The organism is Alkalibacterium putridalgicola, from assembly GCF_900109825.1.
Classification (GTDB): Bacteria; Bacillota; Bacilli; order Lactobacillales; family Carnobacteriaceae_A; genus Alkalibacterium; species Alkalibacterium putridalgicola.
This window is the reverse complement of the sequence record NZ_FOBL01000031.1, coordinates 1-22,948: the sequence shown is the minus strand read 5'-3', so window position 1 is coordinate 22,948 and position 22,948 is coordinate 1. Positions and strand designations below refer to the sequence as shown.

Genomic DNA, 22,948 nt, shown 5'->3' with positions numbered 1-22,948 from the left:
TGGAGTGAATGAAAAATAGCATGTCATTTTTAACAGATCCGACCTTATCAACGGTAGAGATAGCTGAACAGCTTCTCGGCTGTCTGCTGGTAAAAGAAGTAGATGGTGTCATTACATCCGGACATATCGTCGAAACAGAAGCTTATGTCGGTATAGAGGATCAGGCCAGTCACAGTTATAACAGCAGGAAGACACCGAGGATGACGGCCATGTATGAACCGGCCGGTACTATTTATATTTACAAAATGCACACCCATCTGATGCTGAATGTCGTGACTAAAGATAAAGGCGATCCGCAGGCAGTCCTTATTCGGGCGATCGAGCCTCACGCTGGAACACAGCTGATGGAGGAAAGACGACAAAAACAGGGTGTTGAAGCCACGAGTGGGCCCGGAAAACTGACGAAAGCAATGGGGATCGCGATGGACGATCATGAAACATCGATCCTGAAGCCTTCTCTTTATATTGATACACATGAGAAAAAATCACCTGTCAGTATCGAAAGATCTAAGCGTATCGGGATCCCGAATAAAGGCGAATGGACAGACGCGCTGCTGCGTTTCACCGTCAAAGGAAACCCTTACCTCTCGAGAAAAAAAGGACAGGTAAGAGTAGATAATGGATGGGATGCTATGTTAGACTAAAAGGAGGGATTATTATGTCGAAGGACTTATCAGGATACATTGATAATGAATTGAAAGAGATGTTGCCTAACTTTAAGTGGAAAATAGTCAAAGAGAGCAAAAAGAACCTGATCGAGCTTTTTCTGACGTTTCATGTCGAAACAGATGAAGAGTATCAGGTCCAGGATATGATCGGGAAGAACAACGAACCCGGACTGGTTCAGTTTGAAGATGTCATCTGCTTTTATGATCCGGCTTATGCACATGTCAAACCTCAAAATTATCTCGCTTCTTTCTCTATCGACAGTCATACGGGTGTCGAGAAAGGTTATGTCGATGCTATTCTCAGACAGTTGAATTACACAACAAAAAAAGGCAAAGTTGAGCTGACTGAATTTTTAAGAGATGATTTTGCCGATTCATTTGCATTGACCTGGAAAGAAAGTAATCTACAGAATATGATCGATACATTGAAAGAAACTGGGCGTTACAGTGAAGAAAAAATACCAATGAATCTGGATGATGAACAATCATTCTTAGAAAAGTTGAAAAAGGGTGACGCGAATGACGGAGTGGAAAGAGTTTAGTGTCGCAATTAATAATGAGGCCGCAGAAGCGGTATCTTCTATTTTCACAGAGCTTGGCTCGTCAGGAGTCTCTATCAGCGACCGCAATGATTTTCTGCATATGCCGGAATACGGTAAAGATACATTATGGGAACTGAATGAAGAAGACTTTCCTGAAGAGGGGGTGATCATCAAGGGCTACTTCACAGAACATGACGACCTGGATCAGATCAAAGAAGATTTGACACAGCAAGTGAAACAGCTGGAGACTTTTGGTATACAGATCACACATCTGGATATCACTGTGAGTGATGTCAAAGAAGAAGACTGGTCGAATGCCTGGAAAAAATACTATCATCCAGTAAATATCACCCGATTTCTGACTATCGTCCCTCAATGGGAAACCTACGAGAAACGATTTGATGATGAACGTATCGTGTACCTGGATCCGGGGCTGGCTTTCGGTACAGGGACACACCCAACGACTCAGTTATGCATCCAGGCTCTGGAAACATGTGTGTTTCCGGAAGCTAAACTTTTTGACGTCGGTACAGGGTCAGGTGTCTTGTCGATTGCGGCAGAGTTATATGGAGCAAAAGAAGTCAGAGCCTATGATCTGGATGAAGTGGCTGTGACATCTGCGAGAGACAACATCAAGCTCAATCAGCTCGAAGATGCTATTGATGTTCAAGCCAATAATTTGCTGAAAGACGTCAGTGACAAAGCAGACATTATCGTCGCTAATATACTGACAGAAGTCATCTTACCTTTTATCCCTGATGCCTATGCGCATTTAGAGGATGACGGGTTGTTTATTACCTCAGGCATTATTTTAGATAAAAAAGATGAAGTGATTGATTCTTTGATCCGACATGACTTTGAGATCCTTCAAGTCAATCAGATGAAAGATTGGATAGCTGTCATCGCTAAAAAAACAAAAAAGGAAGAGTGAATTAAATGGTTAAAATGGAAAAATATATCGATCACACACTATTAAAACCGGAATCAACAGACATGGATGTACAAAAAATCTGTCTGGATGCAAAGAAATATAACTTTAAATCTGTCTGCATCAACCCAGGCTGGGTAAAATATGCAGCTGACTTATTAAAAGATTCAGAAGTTGAAACCTGTACGGTCATCGGTTTTCCTTTAGGAGCCAATACGTCTAAAGTCAAAGCCTTTGAAGCGGAACAAGCAGTCAAAGAAGGCGCAACTGAAGTCGATATGGTTATCAACATCGGCGCTCTGAAAAGCGAAGATTACAGCTTAGTACATGATGATATCAAAGCTGTTGTCGATGCTGTGAACGGTAAAGCGCTAGTTAAAGTGATCATTGAAGCCTCTCTATTGAATGAGCATGAAAAAGTAAGAGCCTGCGAAGCAGCTAAACGTGCCGGTGCAGACTTCGTCAAGACATCTACTGGCTTTTCAACGGGTGGAGCTACCCTTGAAGACGTTAAACTGATGCGTAAAACTGTCGGACCTGATATGGGAGTTAAAGCGTCAGGCGGCGTGCGTTCGATCGAAGACGCGAAAGCCATGATCGAAGCGGGTGCAACACGTATCGGTACATCTAACGGTGTTGCGATCGTTGAAGGAAATGAAGCGACTGAAGATTATTAAGGTGTCACACATACAGCCTGCCTTGAAGTAAGAGCTGAAAAGTTTTATAATTAAAAAGAAGAAGTAACCAGCACTCCTATAAGTGCTGGTTTTCTTATCAGGAAAGGCCAATCAACTATGATAACCTCAAAGAATGAAGGTGACACCTATGCCACAAAATAAAGATTATGCCCCACAGGAAGTTATTGCACTATGTCTGACGTATATGAGCAGCGAACATGTCGGCTTTGTCAAAAAAGCCTATGATTTAGCTAATGAAGCTCATAAAGGTCAGATGCGAAAATCCGGGGAAGAGTACATTATGCATCCGGTGCAGGTTGCAGGGATCCTCGCTGAATTGAAAATGGATCCTGTTACTGTTGCAACGGGTTTTCTGCATGATGTTGTTGAAGATACAGACTACACCTATGCCCAGCTGGCTGAACTGTTCACGCCGGAAGTCGCAGATCTCGTCGATGGTGTAACAAAGCTTGGTAAAATCAAATTCAAATCCAAACAGGAGCACCAGGCTGAAAACCATCGGAAAATGCTATTAGCTATGGCTCAGGATGTTCGGGTCATTCTTGTCAAACTAGCTGACCGTGTACACAACATGAGAACCCTTAAACATCACCGGCCTGAAAAACAACGGGAGATCGCCAGAGAAACGCTGGATATCTATGCACCGCTGGCGGACCGCTTGGGTATCAACCGCATGAAATGGGAACTGGAAGATACCTCATTGAGATATTTAAATCCCCAGCAGTATTACCGCATCGTTCACCTGATGAACTCCAGACGTGAAGACAGAGAGAACTATATTGAAGATGCGAAAACGGCTATTCAGAAATCAGTTAAAGAACTGGGGGTCGAAGCCCAGATAACGGGAAGACCTAAACATATTTATTCGATCTATAAGAAAATGAAGAGTCAGAAAAAGCAGTTCAACGAAATCTATGATTTACTGGCGATCCGGATCATCGTCGATTCCATCAAGGACTGCTATGCCGTGCTGGGTGCCATCCATACACGATGGAAGCCGATGCCGGGACGATTCAAGGATTATATCGCCATGCCAAAAGCAAATATGTACCAGTCACTGCACACCACAGTTCTTGGACCCCATGCAACGCCTCTTGAGGTCCAGATCAGAACGATGAAAATGCATGAGATCGCTGAGTACGGGGTTGCGGCTCACTGGGCATATAAAGAAGGCATCACCCAAAAAATAGATAACGATGAACTAAGTGAACACATTTCGTGGTTCCGCGATATCCTTGAGCTTCAAAGCGAGTCCCGCGATGCCAGTGATTTCATGGATTCCATCAAGCAGGATATCTTTAAGGATAAAGTCTACGTGTTCAGCCCTAAAGGTGACGTTATGGAGCTGCCTAGCGGATCCAGTACACTGGACTTTGCGTATCATGTCCACACTGAAGTCGGAAATAAATCGATGGGAGCGAAAGTGAACGGTAAGATCGTTCCATTGAATTATAAATTAAAGACGGGCGATATCGTCGAGATGCTGACCTCAGCCAATTCATTCGGTCCAAGCCGAGACTGGCTGAATTATGTCAACACATCAAAAGCTAAAAATAAAATTAAACGCTTCTTTAAAACACAGGAAAAAGAGCAGAATATCGAACGCGGGAAAGAGATCCTTGAGAAGCTGCTATTGGAAATGGAATTCAATCCAAAAGATATCCTGAAAAAGGATAAACTGAGAAAAACAGCGGAACGGTTCAACTTCCAGACTATCGACGACCTGTATGCCGGTATCGGTTATGGTGAAGTCAAGAGTGCAACAGTAGCCAATCGTTTAACGGATAAAGAACGTCGAGATCGGGAAAAGGAATCATTCCAGCTGGATGAATCGACCAATACAATCGAACTTAAGAATAAAAAAGAACCAGAACGTATGAAGATCCGTCACGAAGGCGGCGTTGTGATCCAAGGGGCAGACAATCTCCTTGTCCGTTTAAGCAAGTGCTGTAATCCGGTTCCCGGAGATGAAATCGTGGGCTATATCACACGAGGTCGTGGAGTGTCGATCCACAGAAAGGACTGTCCGAACCTTCATTCATCTGATGAAAATGAAGACCGTCTTATCGACGTTGAGTGGGAATCGACCAAGGCCAGTGCGAATAAGGACTACAATGCTGAAGTACAGGTCGAAGGGTATGACCGCAGCGGATTCTTAAATGAGATCCTGCAGGTCATCAACTCCCAGACCAATAAGCTGAGCAATATCAATGGCCGAGTGGATAAAAATGGAACAGCCATCATTAAATTCACGATCGCTATCCAGAACCTGAAAGAGCTGGAACTGATCGTGGATAAGGTGAAGTCTGTGCCGGATGTGTATTCAGTTAAACGGATAACGACATAAATTTTCAGATCGACTAGGAGGATTTAAGTGAGAGCAGTGATTCAGCGTACGAAAGAAGCACGGGTGCGCGTCGAAAACGAAGTAGTGGGTGAAATCACTCATGGACTGGTTGTTTTATTAGGTGTAGAAGATGCAGATACACAGGAAGATATCGCTTATCTGGTACGCAAAATAAGCAAGCTGCGCATTTTTGAAGATGATGAAGACAAGATGAATCTGTCAGTTCAGGATGTTAAGGGCGATATTTTATCTATATCCCAGTTTACTCTGCATGCAGATACCAGAAAAGGTAACCGTCCCAGCTTTACTCGGGCAGCCAAACCAGAACATGCTGATGAATTGTACAAACAGTTCAATGCTGAACTGGCTGATGAAGGAATCCATGTTGAAACCGGAAAATTCGGGGCACACATGGAGATCGATTTTATCAATGATGGTCCGGTGACCATTCTGATCGATTCAAAAAACAAATAAAGACAAAAAAAGACGGGGAAAACTCCCCGTCTTTTTTTTGTCTTTAGCCAAGTATTCAACTGTGGAACGGGAACCTCACCAAGCTCTGACTCATTTCACATAGTAAGAGGTCGAAACGTTACTCTCAACCACTTTTTTTATTGTTCATAAAACGATCAACGCTGGGAAAAATACTGGTCCAGTGCACTGTATACAGCATCTGCAACTGCTGACTGATAAGCGTGCGTGTTGACGACAGAAATATCATAATCGTTGTTCAGATACCCTAGCTCAAGCAGGACAGATGGCTGGGCATTTTGGCGCAGTACCTGATAATTACCATGCCTTACACCATTGTTATCGAGTCTGATATCCTGAGCAAGTCGCTGGTTGATGACCTCTGCCAGCGGTTCTTCGTTGTCTGAATAATAGTAAGTAGTCGTACCGGATACTGTATTGGCCTCTTCGACGGAATCGTAATGGAGGCTGATAAAGGCATCTGCATTGGCCTGATGGGCGTAGTAGACCCGATCATTCAGTGAAATATACTCGTCTGTGCTGCGGGTCAGGATCACGTTGACGCCGGCTTTTTTTAGTCGGTCCGCCAGCAGCAGTCCAGTATTGAGCGTCACTTCTTTTTCCGAGAAGCCACTGGAAGCGACGGCACCAGGATCATGTCCGCCATGCCCTGGATCGATAACGATTGTTGCTTCAGCTAAGGTCGTTGCATAATGTGAGGCCGAGGCGTTTGGCAGAGCTTCTTCTGCACTGACTGTTTCAGCAGAGATGGTTTCCGCTACCCAGCTGGCTACGAAACCGCGTGAGCCATCGGTCAATTCTATTTCATACCATTCATTTTTTTCGTCTAATACGTCGAACTCTTCAGCGCTTCTCAGTGTGGTCAGAATTTCGGCGTCTGTAGACGGCTCGTATCGAATATTTGTCGGCGTGCTGCCCACTTTGATTTTAAGTGACGTATCTGTTTCTTCTTCTGTGGCCGCACGTTCAGTGGGCTGATCGATGACAGCAATCAAGTCGGCATGAAGCCAGGCTACACGTTGATCATAAAGGATCTGAACCCAGTCATCTTCTCTATATAAAATAGGGAATTCTTCACCTTGTCTGACAGTACCAATAACGTTAGAGTCTGTCGTTGAGAATTGTCTCACGTTGACTTCCGGTGAAGTGACGCGTCCATAAAACTGATTATCTAAAGATACTTCTTCATTTTCCACGAGCCAGCTGGCGACCCAGCCGATCTGATCTGATTCCAGTCGTACTTTATACCATTCATTTTCTTCGCCGAGGACATTCAGCTGATCCTGCTCATTCACTTGAGTGAGGATCTCGTGGGATAAGCCGGGGCCGTATCTGACATTCAGTGTCGATGCCAATACGGTTACTTTGTTTTCATTAGCTAATGCAACGATGGAACCCAATAGCAGAACGATGAGACCGGTAACTAGGAGAATAAATAAAGAACGGTTATTTTTACTATGTAAGTGACTCTGATCCATGACTATACCTCCTCTTTTTAAGGTTTGTTCTTATTATACCGATAGAGACACTTTCATAGCAATAGGAAAGACACATTTTCTACACATTTTCAAAAAAATGTATAATTATGAAAGATATATTCATACAGGACCTAAAGCTGCGAATAAATAGTGAAACAGAAGTGTATTGACATCGGTCTTCTATTCTTGTAAGCTTATAAGAAGCGAATTAAATAACCATCCGGATTTAGATGAAGTAGCTGATGACTGATCCTTAAAGAGAGAACCTTCCTGGCTGAAAAAGGTTTATATCATCATGAGTGAAAGACAGTCTGAGTAGGAATGACAGGAAAACTGTCACGCGTGAGCGTTAACTCTAAGAGAGAAAGCGAAGGCTTTCTGAATTTAAGGTGGCACCACGTAATGACTACGTCCTTTTTCTATGATCGACATAGAAAGGGGTCTTTTTTTATGGACAAATATATATTTAAGTGAATTATTATGGGAGGTTTGAGGATTGAATTATAAAAAATTAAAAGGGACCGTTGATATTTTACCTGTTGAATCTGAAAAGTGGCAGATCGTAGAAAAGCAGGCGAGAACGATCCTGCACAACTATCAGTTTAAAGAAATCCGCTCACCGCTTTTTGAACAGTTTGATTTGTATGCAAGAGGCGTCGGTGAAACAAGTGATATTGTTTCCAAAGAGATGTATGACTTTAAAGATAAAGGGGATCGTCACCTGGCTTTAAGACCTGAAGGTACAGCTGGTGTGGTCCGTGCCTATGTCGAAAATAAACTGTATGCACCAGAGTACCACAAACCGATGAAGCTTTATTATCTTGGCTCGATGTTCAGATATGAACGTCCTCAAAGCGGACGACAGCGTCAGTTCAATCAGCTGGGTGTCGAAGTGTTCGGAAGCAAGAATCCCGCTGTTGATGTCGAAACGATGGCGCTGGCCATGGATTTGTTCAAATCTTTCGATATCAAGGATCTGAAACTGGTCATTAATTCACTGGGTGATACAGAATCAAGACTCCAGTACCGTGAAGCACTGATTGCTTTTCTTGAACCGCATTTTGACGACTTAAGCAAGGATTCAAAAGAACGCTTATACAAAAATCCATTGCGTGTTTTAGACAGCAAAGATAAAAAAGATAAAGCCATCGTCGCTGATGCGCCGTCTGTCCTGGACTTTTTGAATGACGAATCCAGAGCACACTTTGAAGCAGTGAAGGATATGCTTGATGAACTGGATATCCCTTATGAAATCGATAAGAACATGGTCAGAGGTCTGGATTACTACAACGACACGATTTTTGAGGTCATGACGACTCATCCGAAATTCGGCTCTAATGCAACGATTTGTGCAGGGGGTAGATATGACGGACTGGTTGAAGAAGTCGGCGGACCGTCGACACCGGCATTCGGCTTTGGATTCGGCTTGGAGCGTCTCCTGATCCTGCTGGAATTCATGGACTATGATTATCCGAAGACACAAGTCATCGATGCCTACGTGGTCACGATCGGAGAGAAAGTAAATACAGCAGCGACGAAGCTGACTCAGTATCTTCGTCAGAACGATCTGTCTGTTGAACGGGAATTCATGAACAGAAAACCGGGGAAGCAATTCAAGACCGCCGATAAATGGCATGCCAGATATGTCTTTACCTTAGGCGAAGAAGAAGTGAATCAGAATAAAGTCACAGTGAAAGATCTGGAGACCGGCAAGCAGACAGACATCGGTCTTGACGATTTGTACAGTGATTTTAAAGAAACATTCAGGAAAGCAGAAACAAAATTAAAGAAAAAGGGTGAATAACATGAAACGTACAGCATATTGTGGACAGATTACGAAGGAATATCATGAAGAAACGATTACTGTTACTGGCTGGGTACAAAAACGCCGTGACTTGGGGGGCATGATTTTCATTGATTTAAGAGATCGTGAAGGTATCGTGCAGGTCGTCTTTAATAGTAATCAAAACAAAGAAGCCCTTGAAATTGCAGAAAAAATCCGTTCAGAATATGTGATCGCTGTTAAAGGAACTGTTGTTTTAAGAGAAGAAGGTCAGATCAATAGCGAATTGGCGACGGGTGAAATAGAAATCATGGCCGAAGAGGTAGAGATTTTAAGTGAAGCCAAAACGCCAGCGTTTGAGATCACGGATGCTGTGGAAGTGTCTGATGATCTTCGTCTAAAATACCGTTATCTGGACCTTAGAAGACCGAAGATGCAGGAAAACATGAAACTGCGTCATCAGGTCAAGAAAGTATTCAGAGATTTTCTGGATGACGAAGGCTTTTTGGATATCGAAACACCTTATCTGACAAAATCCACACCTGAAGGGGCTCGTGACTATCTCGTACCTTCGCGCGTCAATCAGGGTAAATTTTTTGCCTTGCCGCAGTCTCCGCAGCTATTTAAACAGCTGTTAATGAGCTCGGGCTATGACCGTTACTATCAGATCGTTCGCTGTTTCAGAGATGAAGATCTGCGTGGTGACCGTCAGCCTGAATTTACACAGGTGGATATCGAGACCAGCTTTACGGATAAAGAAGACATCCAGAACACGATGGAAAACCTGCTTGTCCGTTTAGTCGAAGAAGTCAAAGGGATCACTCTGAAAACACCGTTCCCGCGTCTGACGTACAGAGAAGCGATGGAACGCTTCGGCAGCGACAAGCCGGATCTGCGGTTCGCTATGGAACTGGTCGATCTGAATGAAGTAGCGAAGGATTCAACCTTCAAAGTCTTTTCATCTGCTGTAGAAAACGGCGGCATGGTCAAAGGTCTGACCGTCAAGGGAGCTGCCAAGCAGTTTTCACGCAAAAACATCGATGCTCTGGAAAGTATCGCAAAAATTTACGGAGCCAAAGGACTAGCGTGGATGAAGATGACGGATGAGGGATTGACTGGACCTATCGCAAAATTCTTCAGTGATGAAGAGGCTCAGTCATCACTGGTAGAAACGATGGATGCCGAAGACGGCGACTTACTGCTGTTCGTCGCTGACAATTCAACTGTTGTCTATGATGCCTTAGGTGCATTAAGGGTACATTTAGGTAAAGAACTTAACCTGATCGATGAATCTCAGCTGGCTTTTGCCTGGATCGTCGAGTGGCCACTATTGGAGTATGATGAAGAAGCCGGACGCTATAATGCCGCTCATCACCCATTCACCAAACCGGTCGAAGCGGATATAGAAAAACTCGCTGCCGAACCGGAAAACGTCATGGCTGATGCTTACGACATCGTCTTGAACGGTTATGAGATCGGCGGGGGTTCTATCCGTATTCACCAGAGAGCATTGCAGGAAGAAATGCTGTCTGCCTTGGGATTTTCTAAAGAAGAAGCCTACAGTCAGTTCGGTTTCCTCTTGGATGCTTTAGACTACGGTTTTCCACCACATGGTGGGATCGCATTCGGACTGGATCGTCTAGTGATGATCCTTGCCAATGAAAACAATATCCGTGAAGTCATCGCCTTTCCTAAAAACGGGAAAGCCATGGATCCATTGACTGATGCTCCGTCACTGGTGTCAAATGACCAGCTGGTTGAACTGGGTCTGGAGTTAAGAGACAGTAAGCAAACGGAGGAAGATTAATGGTTTTACTGGGTTCACATGTATCGATGAAAGGCAAGAAGATGCTGCTAGGGGCCGCTGAAGATGCAGCCGCTTATGGCTCGTCTACTTTCATGATCTACACCGGTGCGCCTCAGAACACACGTCGTAAAGATGTCAGTGAAATGAATATCGAAGCCGGGCATGCCTTTATGGAAGACCATGCGATCAAGGTCTCAGACATCGTCGTTCATGCCCCCTATATCATCAATTTGGGTAATACGATCAAAAAACAGAACTATGGTTTCGCTGTTCAGTTCATGCGGGAAGAAATCAAACGTGCCGAAGCCCTTGGCGTTACTCAGATGACGATGCATCCTGGGGCTCACGTCGGTGCCGGACCGGATGCTGCTATCTCACAGATCGCTCAGGGACTGAATGAGATCCTGCATGAAGATCAGACCCTTCAGATTGCTTTGGAAACCATGGCTGGCAAGGGGACCGAGATCGGACGATCGTTTGAAGAGCTGGCACAGATCATTGATCAAGTCGAATTAAAAGACAAGGTTTCTGTTACTTTAGATACGTGTCATATCCACGATGCGGGGTATAATGTCAAAGAAGACTTTGATGGGGTACTTGAAGAATTCGACCGAATCGTAGGCCTGGATAAGCTTAAAGTGATCCACGTCAATGATTCAAAAAATATCCAGGGGGCAGGCAAGGACAGACATGCCAATATCGGTTTCGGCGAGATCGGCTTTGACGCGCTCAGTCATGTCGTTCATCACGAAAAGCTGGCTCATCTGCCGAAGATCCTTGAAACACCTTTCGTCGGTGAGGATAAGAAAAATAAAAAACCGCCTTACAGTCACGAAATCGCGATGCTGAAAGCTAGAACGTTCAACCCGGATTTACTGGAAGATATTTTAAATAGTTAAGTTCAAAAAGGAATCTGTTCGCAAACAGGTTCCTTTTTGTTATACTTGATATAACTAAGGTAAATGGGGTGGAACAGATGAATGAAGGATTGGCAAGCCAGACTATAAAAGCAATCGATACCTATACAATAAATGAAGTAGGGATCCCCTCGCTGGTCCTGATGGAACGGGCTGCATTAGCCATTACTGAAGAGCTGCTAAGAAGCGAAAGTGGATCTGCAGCTTCTTTTGCTGTGATCTGCGGAACGGGAAATAATGGAGGAGACGGTCTGGCTATCGGACGCATCCTCCACCAGGCGGGCAAGACAGTAGATATCTATCTGGTTGGTAATGTAGAAAAAGCTTCAGATGAATGCAGGAAACAGTTAAGGATCGCAAAAAATTTGGGTTTATCTATTGAGTTTTTTGATGAAAGTACTGAGGCATTCCATGCAGACGTCGTGCTGGATGCACTATTTGGGATCGGACTGGATAGGGATGTTGAAGAACCGCATAAAACAGCAATAGAGAGAATCAATCGTTCCCATGGACAAATCGTTGCAGTGGATGTGCCATCTGGATTATCAGCAGATACCGGTGGTGCGCTGGGTACGGCTGTTAAAGCCGATACAACGCTGACGATCGGCTTCATGAAAAAAGGGTTCAGCACCAAAGAGGCTAAACCCTATATTGGTAAGCTGAAAGTCATGGCGATCGGCTATCCTGACAGTTCTCTACTAAAAGACATCATAAAAAAGGAGCAGGCGAATGACTAATCGATTTGATTTTAAAGGAGTAAATGCAAAAGCGCCTTATTTTGAAGGATGGTATGTCAAAACAACAGATGCTGCTCAGGATTTTTCCCTGGCACTGATCCCGGGGATGGCACGTTTTTCCGAGACTGAATGTTTTGTCCAGTACAATCTTTTTTATAAGGGGAAGTCTCTAAGCGGGAAAATAACTTTTCCGATAGATGACTTCATAGTCGTCAGTGAACCCTATTCCATCCTGATGCCTTTATTTGTATTGAGTGAAAAAGGCGTTAAAGCGCATATAAAAGATGAAGAAAATGACATACTTATTGATCTGACGTTTGGAAAACTCCTGCCATTGAAACAGGATCTCTATTCTCCGAGTATCATGGGACCGTTTGAGTATATAAAAATGCCCTGTTCTCATGATGTGATCAGCATGAATCATGCAGTAAGCGGAACAGTCATCATAAATGGTGAAAAAATCGATTTGACCGCTGGTGATGGGTATATGGAAAAAGACCGCGGATCGACATTTCCAAGTAAGTATGTATGGGCACAGTCAAACAGTTTTGAGGAAGACAGAGATAGTTCGTTTTTTATATCTATAGCTGATATTGGTCTGAAGTTTATTCAATTTACGGGAGCGATCGGAGTTTTTCATGACGGGATCAAGGAACATCGCTTCGCTACTTATTCAGGAACCAAGGCAGAAGTGAAAGTGAGTGAGAATCAGCAGGAATACACAGTCTGTTTAAAAGACTCAGATAAAAAACTGACAGCCCAGGTTAGTTTTCTTGTCAGCGATGAGCTTATTGCTCCAATGAATGATAAGATGGATTATGCAATAAAAGAAGCGATAAAAGCAAAGATTATTCTTACATTTCAGGAAAAAAACAAAGAACCCATCCAGCTGACAACTGAAAATGGGGCTGCGGAAAGAGTGAACTGGAATTAAAAAACGAAGCTGGATTTTTTTCCAGCTTCGTTTTTTAATATCTTAAATTGTAAAATTAAGCTAGACAAAAAATAAATCAGTATTTAAACTTTTTCGTTGACCGGTATTTCTTTTAGATATTTTGTTGGAGTTTTTCCAGTCATTTTCTTAAATACTTTAGTGAAATAAGAATGACTGTTAAAACCTGCGAGATTAGCGACTTCGCTTAACTGATGTTCGCCGAGATGGAAATAGTATTTTGCCAGGTAGATACGCTGCTGATTGACATAGCCGATAAATGTGTTACCGGTTTCCTGCTTGAATTTACGCGCTAAGTGCACAGGGTGCATGCCATAAATCGAAGCGATATTGGTCAAAGTCAATTCGCTTGTAAGGTTATCAGTTATATATGTAACGATTTCTTTCATAACTGAAGAGTAATTGGACGTAGAGAAATATACCACGGCATGACAGTATTCTCTGAATATATCAAAGTATACATGCTCGATCAGGTAGTCCAGGGAATAAGTATCTTTTATGATCATAGAGAAACGTTCAAAAATCAAATGTAGATATAAAGGAATAACGCCACCATTTTTAGCTGCTATACGCGTATAAGTATTGACAGTCATTAAATGGTTTTTAAATGACTCGAGTCGGTCGCAGTCACTTTCTTTTTCCAAATAATTAAATACACGATCCATATCTATCAATTTCAGTGTTTCTTCTAATTTTTCCTGATTTCCAGAACTTATAGCTTCCGCTAACTGGTCCTGCATAAGATAACGGTAATCCATAGATTCATTAGTCAGTTCTTTTAGTTTATTTAAACGTTCCTGTTTTAATTTTTCTTTCTCCTCTTGCTTATTCATTTTGCATGATCCTTCCTAACAATCTAAATTAGATAACACTTATTATGTTAAATATACCATAAACCGTGTGAAAAAAAACACTTAATAACGAAAAAAGTGGATTCAGCCTTTATTTTATACCACTTATGTAAATGTATCAATTCAAATTTGTAACAATCATTAGGATAAAAATGGCGAGACAGGAAAAAACGGTACAAGACAAAGGTAAAGGCCCTCTTATTTATGTCCTGATTCCATCCGATTGCTCTCACTAAGCGTTTTCTTTTACATGCCCAGGGTCTAGTGATACCATTAGACATAGATAAGTGAACAAATTATGACAATATATATAGGAAGGGTGAAGGTATGGATCGCCATATTTTAGGAACATTTAAAAATGAGGAGGATGCTGTTTCTCAAGTAGAAAAACTTCTAAATGAAGAAGGTTATTCACCGAATGAACTGATGCTTGTCATGGATAAAAATACCCAGTATGACAAAAAGATCGCGTCCATTAAGAATGTGAAAGTCAATAAAGTGGAAGTAGAAGATGAGAGCATCTGGGAAAAAGTTAAAGAAGCCTTATCCTTTGGCACGTATGACAGCGAAGGCAGCAGTACGACACTTGAAGAATATGGTGTTCCTCATGACCGGGCTGATCATTACACAGAAGCTTTGAAAGCAGGCGAAATCGTCCTTCTTGCGGATACTGATGCACCTAAACAAAGCGAACTATCTGAAGTGAATGAAGAAATCATTGAAAACGGGGAGAGAGAAGATATCATGACTGATAAAAAAGAGACACCCATAGATGAAGTGAATTCTGAAGAACCAGAAGTGATCAAGGATAAAAATACGAATGGCGTAGAAACTTCTGAGAATAAAGAAGTCAACGGTTCTGTTGACCCAAGTCAGGCGAACGACATGCGTAAAGAGACCAAAAGTGATAATAACAAAACTAAAGGAAAAAATGAATCGACACAGGGCACAGGGTCTAAAGAAGAACCGGATCTGACGGGACAGGAAGATACTGTTGAAAAAGAAGAGTCTGAACACGGATATGGTAATACGGTAGCTGAAGGTGTAGTGCGTCCAGAAGCAAAAAGCCCCTTGAACACGGATAAGAAAGACATCAAAGAAGCTGATGAAAATACTGAAGCGCCTGAAGCAGAAGCTAATTATTCTGAGGAAATGGAAGAACAAGGTAAAAAATCATGGGAAGATAACAAGTAAGTGGATCAAATGAAATCAGGTCAGAAAGGTGAGATGGCATGAAAAAAGATAATAAACCAAACAAATCGGACTTTAAATCTAAAAGAGATGCAGAGAAAATATCAGCCTCTGATGAGGTGGTGGCTCCGGACTATAGTATACCCAATACGAGTGCACCGAACAGTGCACCGAACCCAAATGCCTCAATGGCTTATGGTCAAGACAGACCCGTGAAAGAAGGGCTGGATGAATCTCAAGTCGCGGCTCAAAAAGCCAAAGGCGAGACGCCGGGAAATGAAGTCGAAGCATCCCTGAACCCGGATGAAGAGAACATCGAAGAAGAAAAAACGGATCAGTAGATTGAAAGTGCCTAAATTATTTTAGGCGCTTTTTTTACGGATGGATGCATTAATTAATCGTCTGGTAAATGGTATACTTAGTAAAGAAAGAAGCGAGGTGCAGGTCATGAATCGACGAACAGAATCAGAAAAAAATGAACCATCTCTTCCTAATTTAATTGAACTTGGTCCGAGCAAGAAGGAAATTAAGCCAAGTGAGAAAAAGAATATCACCCTGGAAGATGTAAAAAATCTGAAAAAAGATGAGACAGAAGAAACAGATGCAGAGTTTGTCATTACAAAAGTGCAGGCTCAGAAGGCTAAGAACCGGTTCAATATCTTCATCAATGATTCGTATGCCTTTGCTGTGGATGATTCTATACTGGTGAAGCATCGTCTCATCAAAGGTAAAGAACTCGACAAAGAAATGATCGAAGAGCTAAAGCAGCAGGGAGAAATGAGCAAAGCTTATCAGGCTGCGCTTCATTATTTGAATTACAAAATGCGTTCAGAAAAAGAAATCAGAGAACATTTGGCCAAAAAAGACTATGCAGAGATCGATGCGGTCATTGAACGCTTAAGAGAACATCGACTGATCAATGACAAGGAATATGCTAAGAGCTTCGTTCGTACCAACTATAAATTGAAGACAGAAGGGCCGAAGAAAATCGAGCGGTCACTATACGCGAAAGGTTTGTCGCCGGAGGAAATCGCTTATGGTCTGGAAGAGTATTCAGATGAGGATCAGTTGGAGAATGCCAAGAAACTGACAGAGAAAACACTGAAGAGACAACGAAATAAATCGAACCGGGAAATCGAACAGAAAATCAGAGAACAGTTGATGATGAAAGGCTTTGACAGAGATGTCATCGCACAAGTGCTGGAAGTCATGACGTTGGAACAGCCTGAAGAAGATGAGTATGATGCGTTAGTCAAACAAGGGGAAACAGCGTACAGGCGTTATGCGCGTAAACATGACCCGTATGGTGCTAGACGTAAAACCAAGGCTTTCTTGTATTCAAAAGGCTACCCGTTTGACTTGATCGAACAATTTTTATCAGAAAAAGAGGGAGATTCGTGAAACAGAAGGATTTATTAGAAAAAAACGAGATAATCATGTGGTCCGAGGAAAAAATACGTGATTTCCGGGCGACATTACTGCAGTGGTATGATGAGAATAAAAGAGATCTACCCTGGCGCAGTACAAGTGACCCTTACTATATCTGGGTATCTGAAATCATGCTGCAACAGACCCAAGTGGATACGGTGATCCCCTATTATAAACGGTTCATAGAAACCCTGCCGACCATTGAAGATCTGGCCAAGGCATCAGAAGAGACCCTGTTGAAGTTATGGGAAGGACTGGGGTATTATTCGAGAGTAAGGAATATGAATGTGGCGGCCAATCAGATCCTGGAAAAGCATGAAGGAAAGTTTCCGACGGCACATAAAGATGTTCTGAATTTGAAGGGAATCGGTCCCTATACAGCCGGAGCTGTAACCAGCATCGCCTTTAACCAGCCTCAGCCTGCTGTAGACGGTAATGTGATGCGTGTCTTGAGCCGGCTATTCGAGATCGATCTGGATATCAGCAAGGCCTCTACGCGTAAGGTATTTGAGGAAATGATCCGGCGCTTGATCGATCCCGATCGGCCGGGGGATTTTAATCAGGCCCTGATGGATCTGGGAGCGACCATCTGCACGCCGAAGAATTATTCGCCGGAAAATAGTCCGGTCAAAGAGTTCAATGCTTCCTACCTCAATGAATCCTGGGAAAAATACCCGGTGAAAAAGAAAAAAAACAAAGTGACGGAACAGACTTACTATACTGTTATGGTAAAGAATAAAGAGGGGGAGTACCTTTATAAGAAGCGTCCCAGTAAAGGGGTACTGGCCGGCATGCATACACCTCTCATGATCGACCGAAAGGACCTGAATGAGGAAGGATGGAAAGCGTTCAATCAAAAAGAGCTTTACGACAGTCGTCTCAGCCAGGAACTGGAACAGATCATAAAGGAGACATATGATCTGAAAGTGACGGTGAATGAACAGCCAAAAGGAGTCGTTGCTCATGTCTTTTCACATCTCAAGTGGGAGATGATCGTATTCGAAGCAGTATTGATTGAAGAACTGAGTCATTCTTCCGAATTGAAATGGATACACGCCGACCGGTTCGATGAAGAAATGTTTCCTATGCCAACACAAAAAGTCAATAAACTGGTCAACACCTTAACGCTTTTTTAGTAAATCTTATTTTAAATCCTTATTCATTATATTATCATCCATCGTTTATGATATAATGACACATGAGATTGAAGGAACAAGCTGCACCATGTAAAAAAGACTAGAAAGTTGGTAAAAAGATGACATTTCCAAAAGAAGGGGAATTCATCACAATCAAAAGTTACAAACATGATGGGAGTCTGCATCGGACATGGCGTGACACAATGGTGTTAAAAACAACTGAAAACGCGCTGATCGGCTGCAATGATCATACTCTGGTCATCGAGTCTGATGGTAGAAGGTGGAAAACGCGTGAACCGGCCCTCGTTTATTTTCATAAGCATTACTGGTTCAATATCGTTACGATGATCCGCCAGAAAGGCACATCTTATTATTGTAATATGGCGTCTCCCTTTTTGATCGACGAAGAAGGGGCCAAGTATATTGATTATGACCTGGACGTGAAGGTCTTTCCTGATGGAGAAAAACGCTTGTTGGATGTCGATGAATATGAGGAACACGGCAAAAAATGGGACTATCCGGATGAAATAGACTTGATTTTGAAGGAACATATCAAAATATTGGTCGACTGGATAAATGAGGAAAAGGGGCCCTTTTCTGAAGGGTATGTCGATTTATGGTACAACCGTTACAAACAGTTAACGGGAAAAAAATGATTGTGATGCGAACAGTAGCAAGACGTCAATGTCTGCTGCTGTTTTCCTTGTCTAGTTTTTAAAAAGCAGCAAATTTAAATAGAGAGGAATAAGCAGTGTGAAAAAAAGTGTGATGATGATGCCATTATTATTCACCGCAGTACTGGGTACTATCTTTTTTGGTCTACGTTACTCTGCAGGCCAGAGTGAAGAAATGGCTGAAGAACAGATGACGGTTTCTCAAAGAGAGGATGAAACAGAAAAGCTTGCAGTAGAACCAGTGCCTGCCAACGGAGATAAACTACCCGCAGGAAGTAGTCCGGCAGAATTGCTGGAATATTATGAAGCAAACAGCGAAATCCTTTCACTTTACCAATACTTAGATTATGTGTCATTGAAAAAGGAAAACGTAACGCTTGCGTATTATGGTGAGATCGATACAAATAATACCTGGGTCAGTAAAGTGACGGAAAAGATGCAGGACTCAGTCAGTGGAGAGTTCACGATGATCGATCTAAGCTTTCCAGGCTATGATTCATACGAATTATACATAGAACAGACAGCTCAAACAGTGGCCGACGAGGACCCGGATGTCGTTATATATGGCTTGCCGGCCTTGTCTGATCAGATGAGAGATATGGGACTGGAAGAAACAGAAGAGTTCATGAGCTATGTCCTTGACCGGCTTTTAATGATAGAGGATGCAAAACTCATAACTCTTGATCCCTTCCCGGTACCAGGACAAATGAGTCAGTTGAATTCACGTTCTCTGGATTACAGGAACTATATAAGCCGGATGCAGAAGGTGAGTGAAGAGTATAACCTGCCTTTAATACCTTTACATGCAGATTTCACTGCTGAAGTCCCAGAGGATCAACTCGGTGATTATTATGATGAGACGGATGAGTTGAATGAAACAGGTAACGAGCAGGTGTTTTCATTATTAGATGATTGGTTCAGCGAAGAGATGTAATGAAACAAAAACAGGGAGCCCTTTTATTTAAGGGCACCCTGTTTTTTAATGTAACGAGCGGATCTCAGACTGATTATCTGGATGATTTGTTTTAAAACTGCTGACAAGCTTGTTCAAGTGCTGAAGCTGTTCCTCATACTCGAGGACCGATGACATGAGATGGATCACGGTATTGCTTTGTCCATAGTCATTTTGAAGATAAGACTCCAGACTGGCCTCGTTGAAAAAGGAATGCATGAATGTTTTCCTCAAATCAGATTTGTAAGCGATGAAATTCACTTCTTTTGGCAGCACACGGCCGTTCCACTTTAAGATGATCTGTTCATGAGCCGACATGAGTGTCTCAAGCCTCTCCCTTAATAAGGTACGTAACTCTTCAGGGAAATGATTGTAAACATGTTCTGACTTATGAAGAGTTAAAACAAGAAAATAGGCGGATTCTGTTGTACGAATGAACTGGCGGTATATAACCAGAGTCCGTTTGAAAGACTGGTCCCGTTTCTTTCCTAACGGATGCCATTCACCGTCTTTCAAGAAACTGAGCAGACGCTTCATTTCTCTTATCGCTTGTTCGATGGATTCAAGATCTGTACGCATAAGTGAATACTGACTGTTTTTCCTCAGATTCACACGCATGAACCGGGTCAGATCATCAGTTACCTGATTAGTGGTGTGAAAAAGTTTTTCTTCATAGTTTGGTGGCAAGATGACACGATTGACAATAAAGGCGACGGCTACCCCTGTGAATGTAGCCAGGACTCTATAAACGGCATTGGAGAGGATATCCCCGTCTGTCGAGAGCATAATGATGATCAGAGTCATGGCGGACAGACCGATCACATTATTAAGTTTCAGCTGATGCAAAAGAGAAATAAGAATGGCTGTTGCCACACTAACGACAATGAAAGACGTACCGAACCCCAAGGCCATGATGACAGCGACAACGCCTCCGATAGTATTGGCGACAAGTCTTTCCTTAAAGGTGGTGAAAGATCTTTTTACCGACGGCTGCATGGATGCAACGACAGATATCCCGGCCAGCGAAAGCACCTCATACATGCCGAATAAAGAAGGAATCAGTAAAGCAAAAAATACGGCGATACTGGTTTTAAAGGTTCTTGCTCCGATTTTCATAAACTAAAGTCACAACTTTCCTGATTCATTTTTGTTTGTTACATTATACTACAAATCCTTCTCTAAATTCATTAAATTAGAAACTTGCTATTTTAACAAATGTATGTGGAAAGCATACATATTCTTGCAAAGTTTGTATTAAAACTGTATCATTTGAGTATACAAGTAAACTAATGAAGGATTGATAGAGATGAGTTATTTAGTTGAACAATCCATTGAACGGTTAAAATACAACAATGTACGAATCACGCCTCAACGCCATGCGATCTTAGAATATCTGATCGACCAGGATAGTCATCCTACTGCTGATGAAATATATAAGGCTTTAGAAGTAGATTTCCCAAGCATGAGTGTCGCAACAGTATACAATAATCTACGTTTATTTACCAAAATGGGTCTAGTGAAAGAAATGATGTTCGGTGACAACTCCAGTCGGTTCGATTTCGCTTCGACTGAACATTACCATGCCATATGTACACGATGTGGTAAAATCGAAGATATCTATTATCCAGGACTGGATGATGTCGAAGTCGTTGCCAGCAACTTAACAGGATACGATGTCAATTCACATCGTCTGGAAATTTACGGCTTATGTCCTGACTGTCAGGAAGAAGTCGGCGAATAACTGGTACGAAAGTGTACCGGGTCATTATGATATAAGAAAGAGCTTTTGAGTGTGGATAGCTATCCAGATTCAGAAGCTTGTTTTAGGTTTTGGTGTACTTAATTTTTTTATGACCTATTAAGTGAAAAAATAATATCACTTCTTTCCTGATGATTACTATAGTACAATAAATAATAACGAAACGGATTAGAAGGGGGACAAACAAATGAAAGATGTTATGATTATCGCAAATCCTTCTTCTGGTAAAAGAAAAGCTGAAGAATATGCAGACGACATGGAAAAAATATTTTTAAAGCACGAGCGAAAAGTAGACATAAAGTGGACGGAAAAAATCGAAGATGTATCCAGATTTTCCATTCAAGCCAGTGAGGAAGCATATCAGCTCCTGGTGATTATAGGCGGGGATGGTACAGTGTCGGAAGCTGCCAATGGATTGAGCAGCCAGAAATATCGGCCTGCTATGGGGATCATCCCAGCAGGTACAGTCAATAATATAGCCAAGGGTCTGAATGTTCCCGCTGATCCAGCGGAAACGATCGCACAGATGCCCCGGTTCAAAGAAAAAAAAGCTGATGTCGGCAGAGTCAATGACCGGATATTCCTCAGTTCTGTTTCAGCTGGACCAGTTCCGGAAACGGTGTGGGAAGTCAGTGAAGAACAAAAAGGTAAGTTCGGACAGGCTGCTTACTTTATGGAAGGAATAAAATCTCTAAGAGACGAAGAAACATATGCAATGGAATTGACTATTGATGAAAAGAAGGTCGATATCGATTTGAATTTACTTCTTGTCGGCGTAAACAGCTCGATCGCAGGCATTCCGAACTTCTTCGATGAAGCAGAAGTCGATGACGGTAAGCTCTATTTGTTTGGATTGAAACGTTCGACTATCGGACAGAAACTGACGGTTCTGCAGGCACTGCTTTTCAGTAACAAAGAGTTCAATGATATGCAGGATGTTGCTTTTACCGTATCATTTAAACGAGCTGTTTTCACTGTGAAAAATAAAGAGACGTTCACAACAGTAGATGGTGATCAGGGCCCGGCCTTCCCGATCATTGTGGAAATACTCCCACAGCATTTTACTTTTCTTGTGCCTGTTGATGATTGACAGGGAGAATCGCATCTTCAGATATATAGTTAATGCTAGTGTGGCAAGAAGAGGAAAGTCGGGTCATTCAAAAAATCGAAACAAAAATCACTGAATAGATTGACACATCTTTGTAACCATGTTACGATATAACAGTTGCTGAAGAAAAAATTTATCCGCAATAGCTCAGTTGGTAGAGCGCATGACTGTTAATCATGATGTCGCAGGTTCGAGCCCTGCTTGCGGAGTTTCAATATGGAGAATTGTCCGAGTGGCTGAAGGAGCACGCCTGGAAAGCGTGTATACGGTTTTTCCGTATCGAGGGTTCGAATCCCTCATTCTCCGTTTTTTATTTTTACCGGCCCCTTGGTCAAGCGGTTAAGACACCGCCCTTTCACGGCGGTAACACGGGTTCGAATCCCGTAGGGGTCATACATAATGAAATTGGCGCAGTAGCTCAGTTGGTAGAGCAACGGATTGAAGCTCCGTGTGTCGGCAGTTCGACTCTGTCCTGCGCCATTCAACTTAATATTCTGGAG

22 protein-coding genes and 4 tRNA genes are annotated in these 22,948 nt (G+C 42.5%); 23 read left to right on the top strand and 3 right to left on the bottom strand.

Annotated features, from left to right (window positions below; translation table 11 throughout):
* The first annotated feature begins 20 nt into the window (after positions 1–20).
* From BMX84_RS09805 to dtd, 6 genes are all read left to right on the top strand, one after another.
* Positions 21–644, top strand: coding sequence for a DNA-3-methyladenine glycosylase (locus tag BMX84_RS09805; RefSeq protein WP_091489300.1), 624 nt, complete (start codon positions 21–23; stop codon positions 642–644).
* 14 nt (positions 645–658) lie between these two features.
* On the top strand, positions 659–1,210 hold the full coding sequence (locus BMX84_RS09800) for a DUF3013 family protein (RefSeq protein WP_177165535.1): 552 nt from the start codon (positions 659–661) through the stop codon (positions 1,208–1,210).
* Positions 1,188–2,141 (top strand): 50S ribosomal protein L11 methyltransferase, encoded by a 954-nt coding sequence (gene prmA / locus BMX84_RS09795; protein WP_091489297.1) that lies wholly within the window; start codon positions 1,188–1,190, stop codon positions 2,139–2,141. Before BMX84_RS09800 ends, prmA begins: the two co-directional genes overlap by 23 nt.
* 5 nt (positions 2,142–2,146) lie before the next feature.
* Positions 2,147–2,815 (top strand): deoxyribose-phosphate aldolase, encoded by a 669-nt coding sequence (gene deoC, locus BMX84_RS09790; RefSeq protein WP_218142371.1) that lies wholly within the window; start codon positions 2,147–2,149, stop codon positions 2,813–2,815.
* Between the two features lie 148 nt (positions 2,816–2,963).
* Positions 2,964–5,183, top strand: coding sequence for a RelA/SpoT family protein (locus BMX84_RS09785; RefSeq protein WP_091489296.1), 2,220 nt, complete (start codon positions 2,964–2,966; stop codon positions 5,181–5,183).
* Positions 5,184–5,210: 27 nt separating this feature from the next.
* Positions 5,211–5,657, top strand: a complete 447-nt coding sequence (dtd, locus tag BMX84_RS09780) for a D-aminoacyl-tRNA deacylase (RefSeq protein ID WP_091489294.1) — start codon at positions 5,211–5,213, stop codon at positions 5,655–5,657.
* A gap of 155 nt (positions 5,658–5,812) precedes the next feature.
* Here the strand turns inward: dtd and BMX84_RS09775 are convergent, their stop codons facing one another.
* Complete coding sequence (locus BMX84_RS09775) at positions 5,813–7,153, bottom strand: N-acetylmuramoyl-L-alanine amidase family protein (RefSeq protein ID WP_091489292.1); 1,341 nt, start codon at positions 7,151–7,153, stop codon at positions 5,813–5,815.
* A gap of 496 nt (positions 7,154–7,649) precedes the next feature.
* On the opposite strand from BMX84_RS09775, the gene hisS reads away from it, so the two are divergent.
* The 5 genes from hisS (at position 7,650) to BMX84_RS09750 (ending at position 13,331) form a co-directional block, all read left to right on the top strand.
* On the top strand, positions 7,650–8,957 hold the full coding sequence (hisS, locus tag BMX84_RS09770; RefSeq protein ID WP_091489291.1) for a histidine--tRNA ligase: 1,308 nt from the start codon (positions 7,650–7,652) through the stop codon (positions 8,955–8,957).
* Between the two features lies 1 nt (position 8,958).
* Positions 8,959–10,743, top strand: a complete 1,785-nt coding sequence (gene aspS / locus BMX84_RS09765) for an aspartate--tRNA ligase (protein WP_091489289.1) — start codon at positions 8,959–8,961, stop codon at positions 10,741–10,743.
* The gene (locus tag BMX84_RS09760; RefSeq protein ID WP_091489288.1) at positions 10,743–11,642 is read left to right on the top strand and encodes a deoxyribonuclease IV; all 900 of its coding nucleotides are present in this window, start codon (positions 10,743–10,745) and stop codon (positions 11,640–11,642) included. The genes aspS and BMX84_RS09760 overlap by 1 nt, the downstream gene beginning before the upstream one ends.
* 77 nt (positions 11,643–11,719) lie before the next feature.
* Positions 11,720–12,397: an NAD(P)H-hydrate epimerase gene (locus tag BMX84_RS09755; protein ID WP_091489286.1), complete on the top strand. Its 678-nt coding sequence runs from the start codon at positions 11,720–11,722 to the stop codon at positions 12,395–12,397.
* The gene (locus BMX84_RS09750; protein ID WP_091489285.1) at positions 12,390–13,331 is read left to right on the top strand and encodes a tocopherol cyclase family protein; all 942 of its coding nucleotides are present in this window, start codon (positions 12,390–12,392) and stop codon (positions 13,329–13,331) included. Before BMX84_RS09755 ends, BMX84_RS09750 begins: the two co-directional genes overlap by 8 nt.
* Positions 13,332–13,414: 83 nt before the next feature.
* On the opposite strand, the gene BMX84_RS09745 is transcribed toward BMX84_RS09750, so the two are convergent.
* Complete coding sequence (locus tag BMX84_RS09745; protein ID WP_091489283.1) at positions 13,415–14,182, bottom strand: helix-turn-helix domain-containing protein; 768 nt, start codon at positions 14,180–14,182, stop codon at positions 13,415–13,417.
* A 345-nt stretch (positions 14,183–14,527) separates the two neighbouring features.
* Between BMX84_RS09745 and BMX84_RS09740 the strand changes: the two genes are divergently transcribed.
* From BMX84_RS09740 to BMX84_RS09715, 6 genes are all read left to right on the top strand, one after another.
* Positions 14,528–15,394, top strand: a complete 867-nt coding sequence (locus tag BMX84_RS09740) for a general stress protein (RefSeq protein WP_091489281.1) — start codon at positions 14,528–14,530, stop codon at positions 15,392–15,394.
* A 38-nt stretch (positions 15,395–15,432) separates the two neighbouring features.
* Positions 15,433–15,732, top strand: a complete 300-nt coding sequence (locus tag BMX84_RS09735; protein ID WP_091489280.1) for a hypothetical protein — start codon at positions 15,433–15,435, stop codon at positions 15,730–15,732.
* Positions 15,733–15,838: 106 nt separating this feature from the next.
* Positions 15,839–16,792, top strand: coding sequence for a recombination regulator RecX (gene recX, locus BMX84_RS09730; RefSeq protein WP_177165534.1), 954 nt, complete (start codon positions 15,839–15,841; stop codon positions 16,790–16,792).
* A 35-nt stretch (positions 16,793–16,827) separates the two neighbouring features.
* Positions 16,828–17,955, top strand: coding sequence for an A/G-specific adenine glycosylase (gene mutY / locus BMX84_RS09725; RefSeq protein WP_091489313.1), 1,128 nt, complete (start codon positions 16,828–16,830; stop codon positions 17,953–17,955).
* Between the two features lie 119 nt (positions 17,956–18,074).
* Positions 18,075–18,611, top strand: coding sequence for a nucleoside tri-diphosphate phosphatase (gene ntdP, locus BMX84_RS09720; protein ID WP_091489276.1), 537 nt, complete (start codon positions 18,075–18,077; stop codon positions 18,609–18,611).
* A 97-nt stretch (positions 18,612–18,708) separates the two neighbouring features.
* Positions 18,709–19,563: an SGNH/GDSL hydrolase family protein gene (locus BMX84_RS09715; protein WP_091489274.1), complete on the top strand. Its 855-nt coding sequence runs from the start codon at positions 18,709–18,711 to the stop codon at positions 19,561–19,563.
* Positions 19,564–19,608: 45 nt separating this feature from the next.
* Here BMX84_RS09715 and BMX84_RS09710 read toward each other — a convergent pair whose 3' ends face one another.
* Complete coding sequence (locus tag BMX84_RS09710; RefSeq protein WP_091489273.1) at positions 19,609–20,697, bottom strand: FUSC family protein; 1,089 nt, start codon at positions 20,695–20,697, stop codon at positions 19,609–19,611.
* A gap of 190 nt (positions 20,698–20,887) precedes the next feature.
* Between BMX84_RS09710 and BMX84_RS09705 the strand changes: the two genes are divergently transcribed.
* The 6 genes from BMX84_RS09705 (at position 20,888) to BMX84_RS09680 (ending at position 22,928) form a co-directional block, all read left to right on the top strand.
* Positions 20,888–21,322: a Fur family transcriptional regulator gene (locus tag BMX84_RS09705; protein ID WP_091489271.1), complete on the top strand. Its 435-nt coding sequence runs from the start codon at positions 20,888–20,890 to the stop codon at positions 21,320–21,322.
* A 205-nt stretch (positions 21,323–21,527) separates the two neighbouring features.
* Positions 21,528–22,430 (top strand): diacylglycerol/lipid kinase family protein, encoded by a 903-nt coding sequence (locus tag BMX84_RS09700; protein ID WP_091489270.1) that lies wholly within the window; start codon positions 21,528–21,530, stop codon positions 22,428–22,430.
* 154 nt (positions 22,431–22,584) lie between these two features.
* A tRNA-Asn gene (locus BMX84_RS09695) sits at positions 22,585–22,657 on the top strand.
* A gap of 9 nt (positions 22,658–22,666) precedes the next feature.
* Positions 22,667–22,754, top strand: a tRNA-Ser gene (locus tag BMX84_RS09690).
* Between the two features lie 15 nt (positions 22,755–22,769).
* A tRNA-Glu gene (locus BMX84_RS09685) sits at positions 22,770–22,841 on the top strand.
* A 14-nt stretch (positions 22,842–22,855) separates the two neighbouring features.
* Positions 22,856–22,928: transfer RNA gene (locus tag BMX84_RS09680), tRNA-Phe, on the top strand.
* Positions 22,929–22,948: the final 20 nt, after the last annotated feature.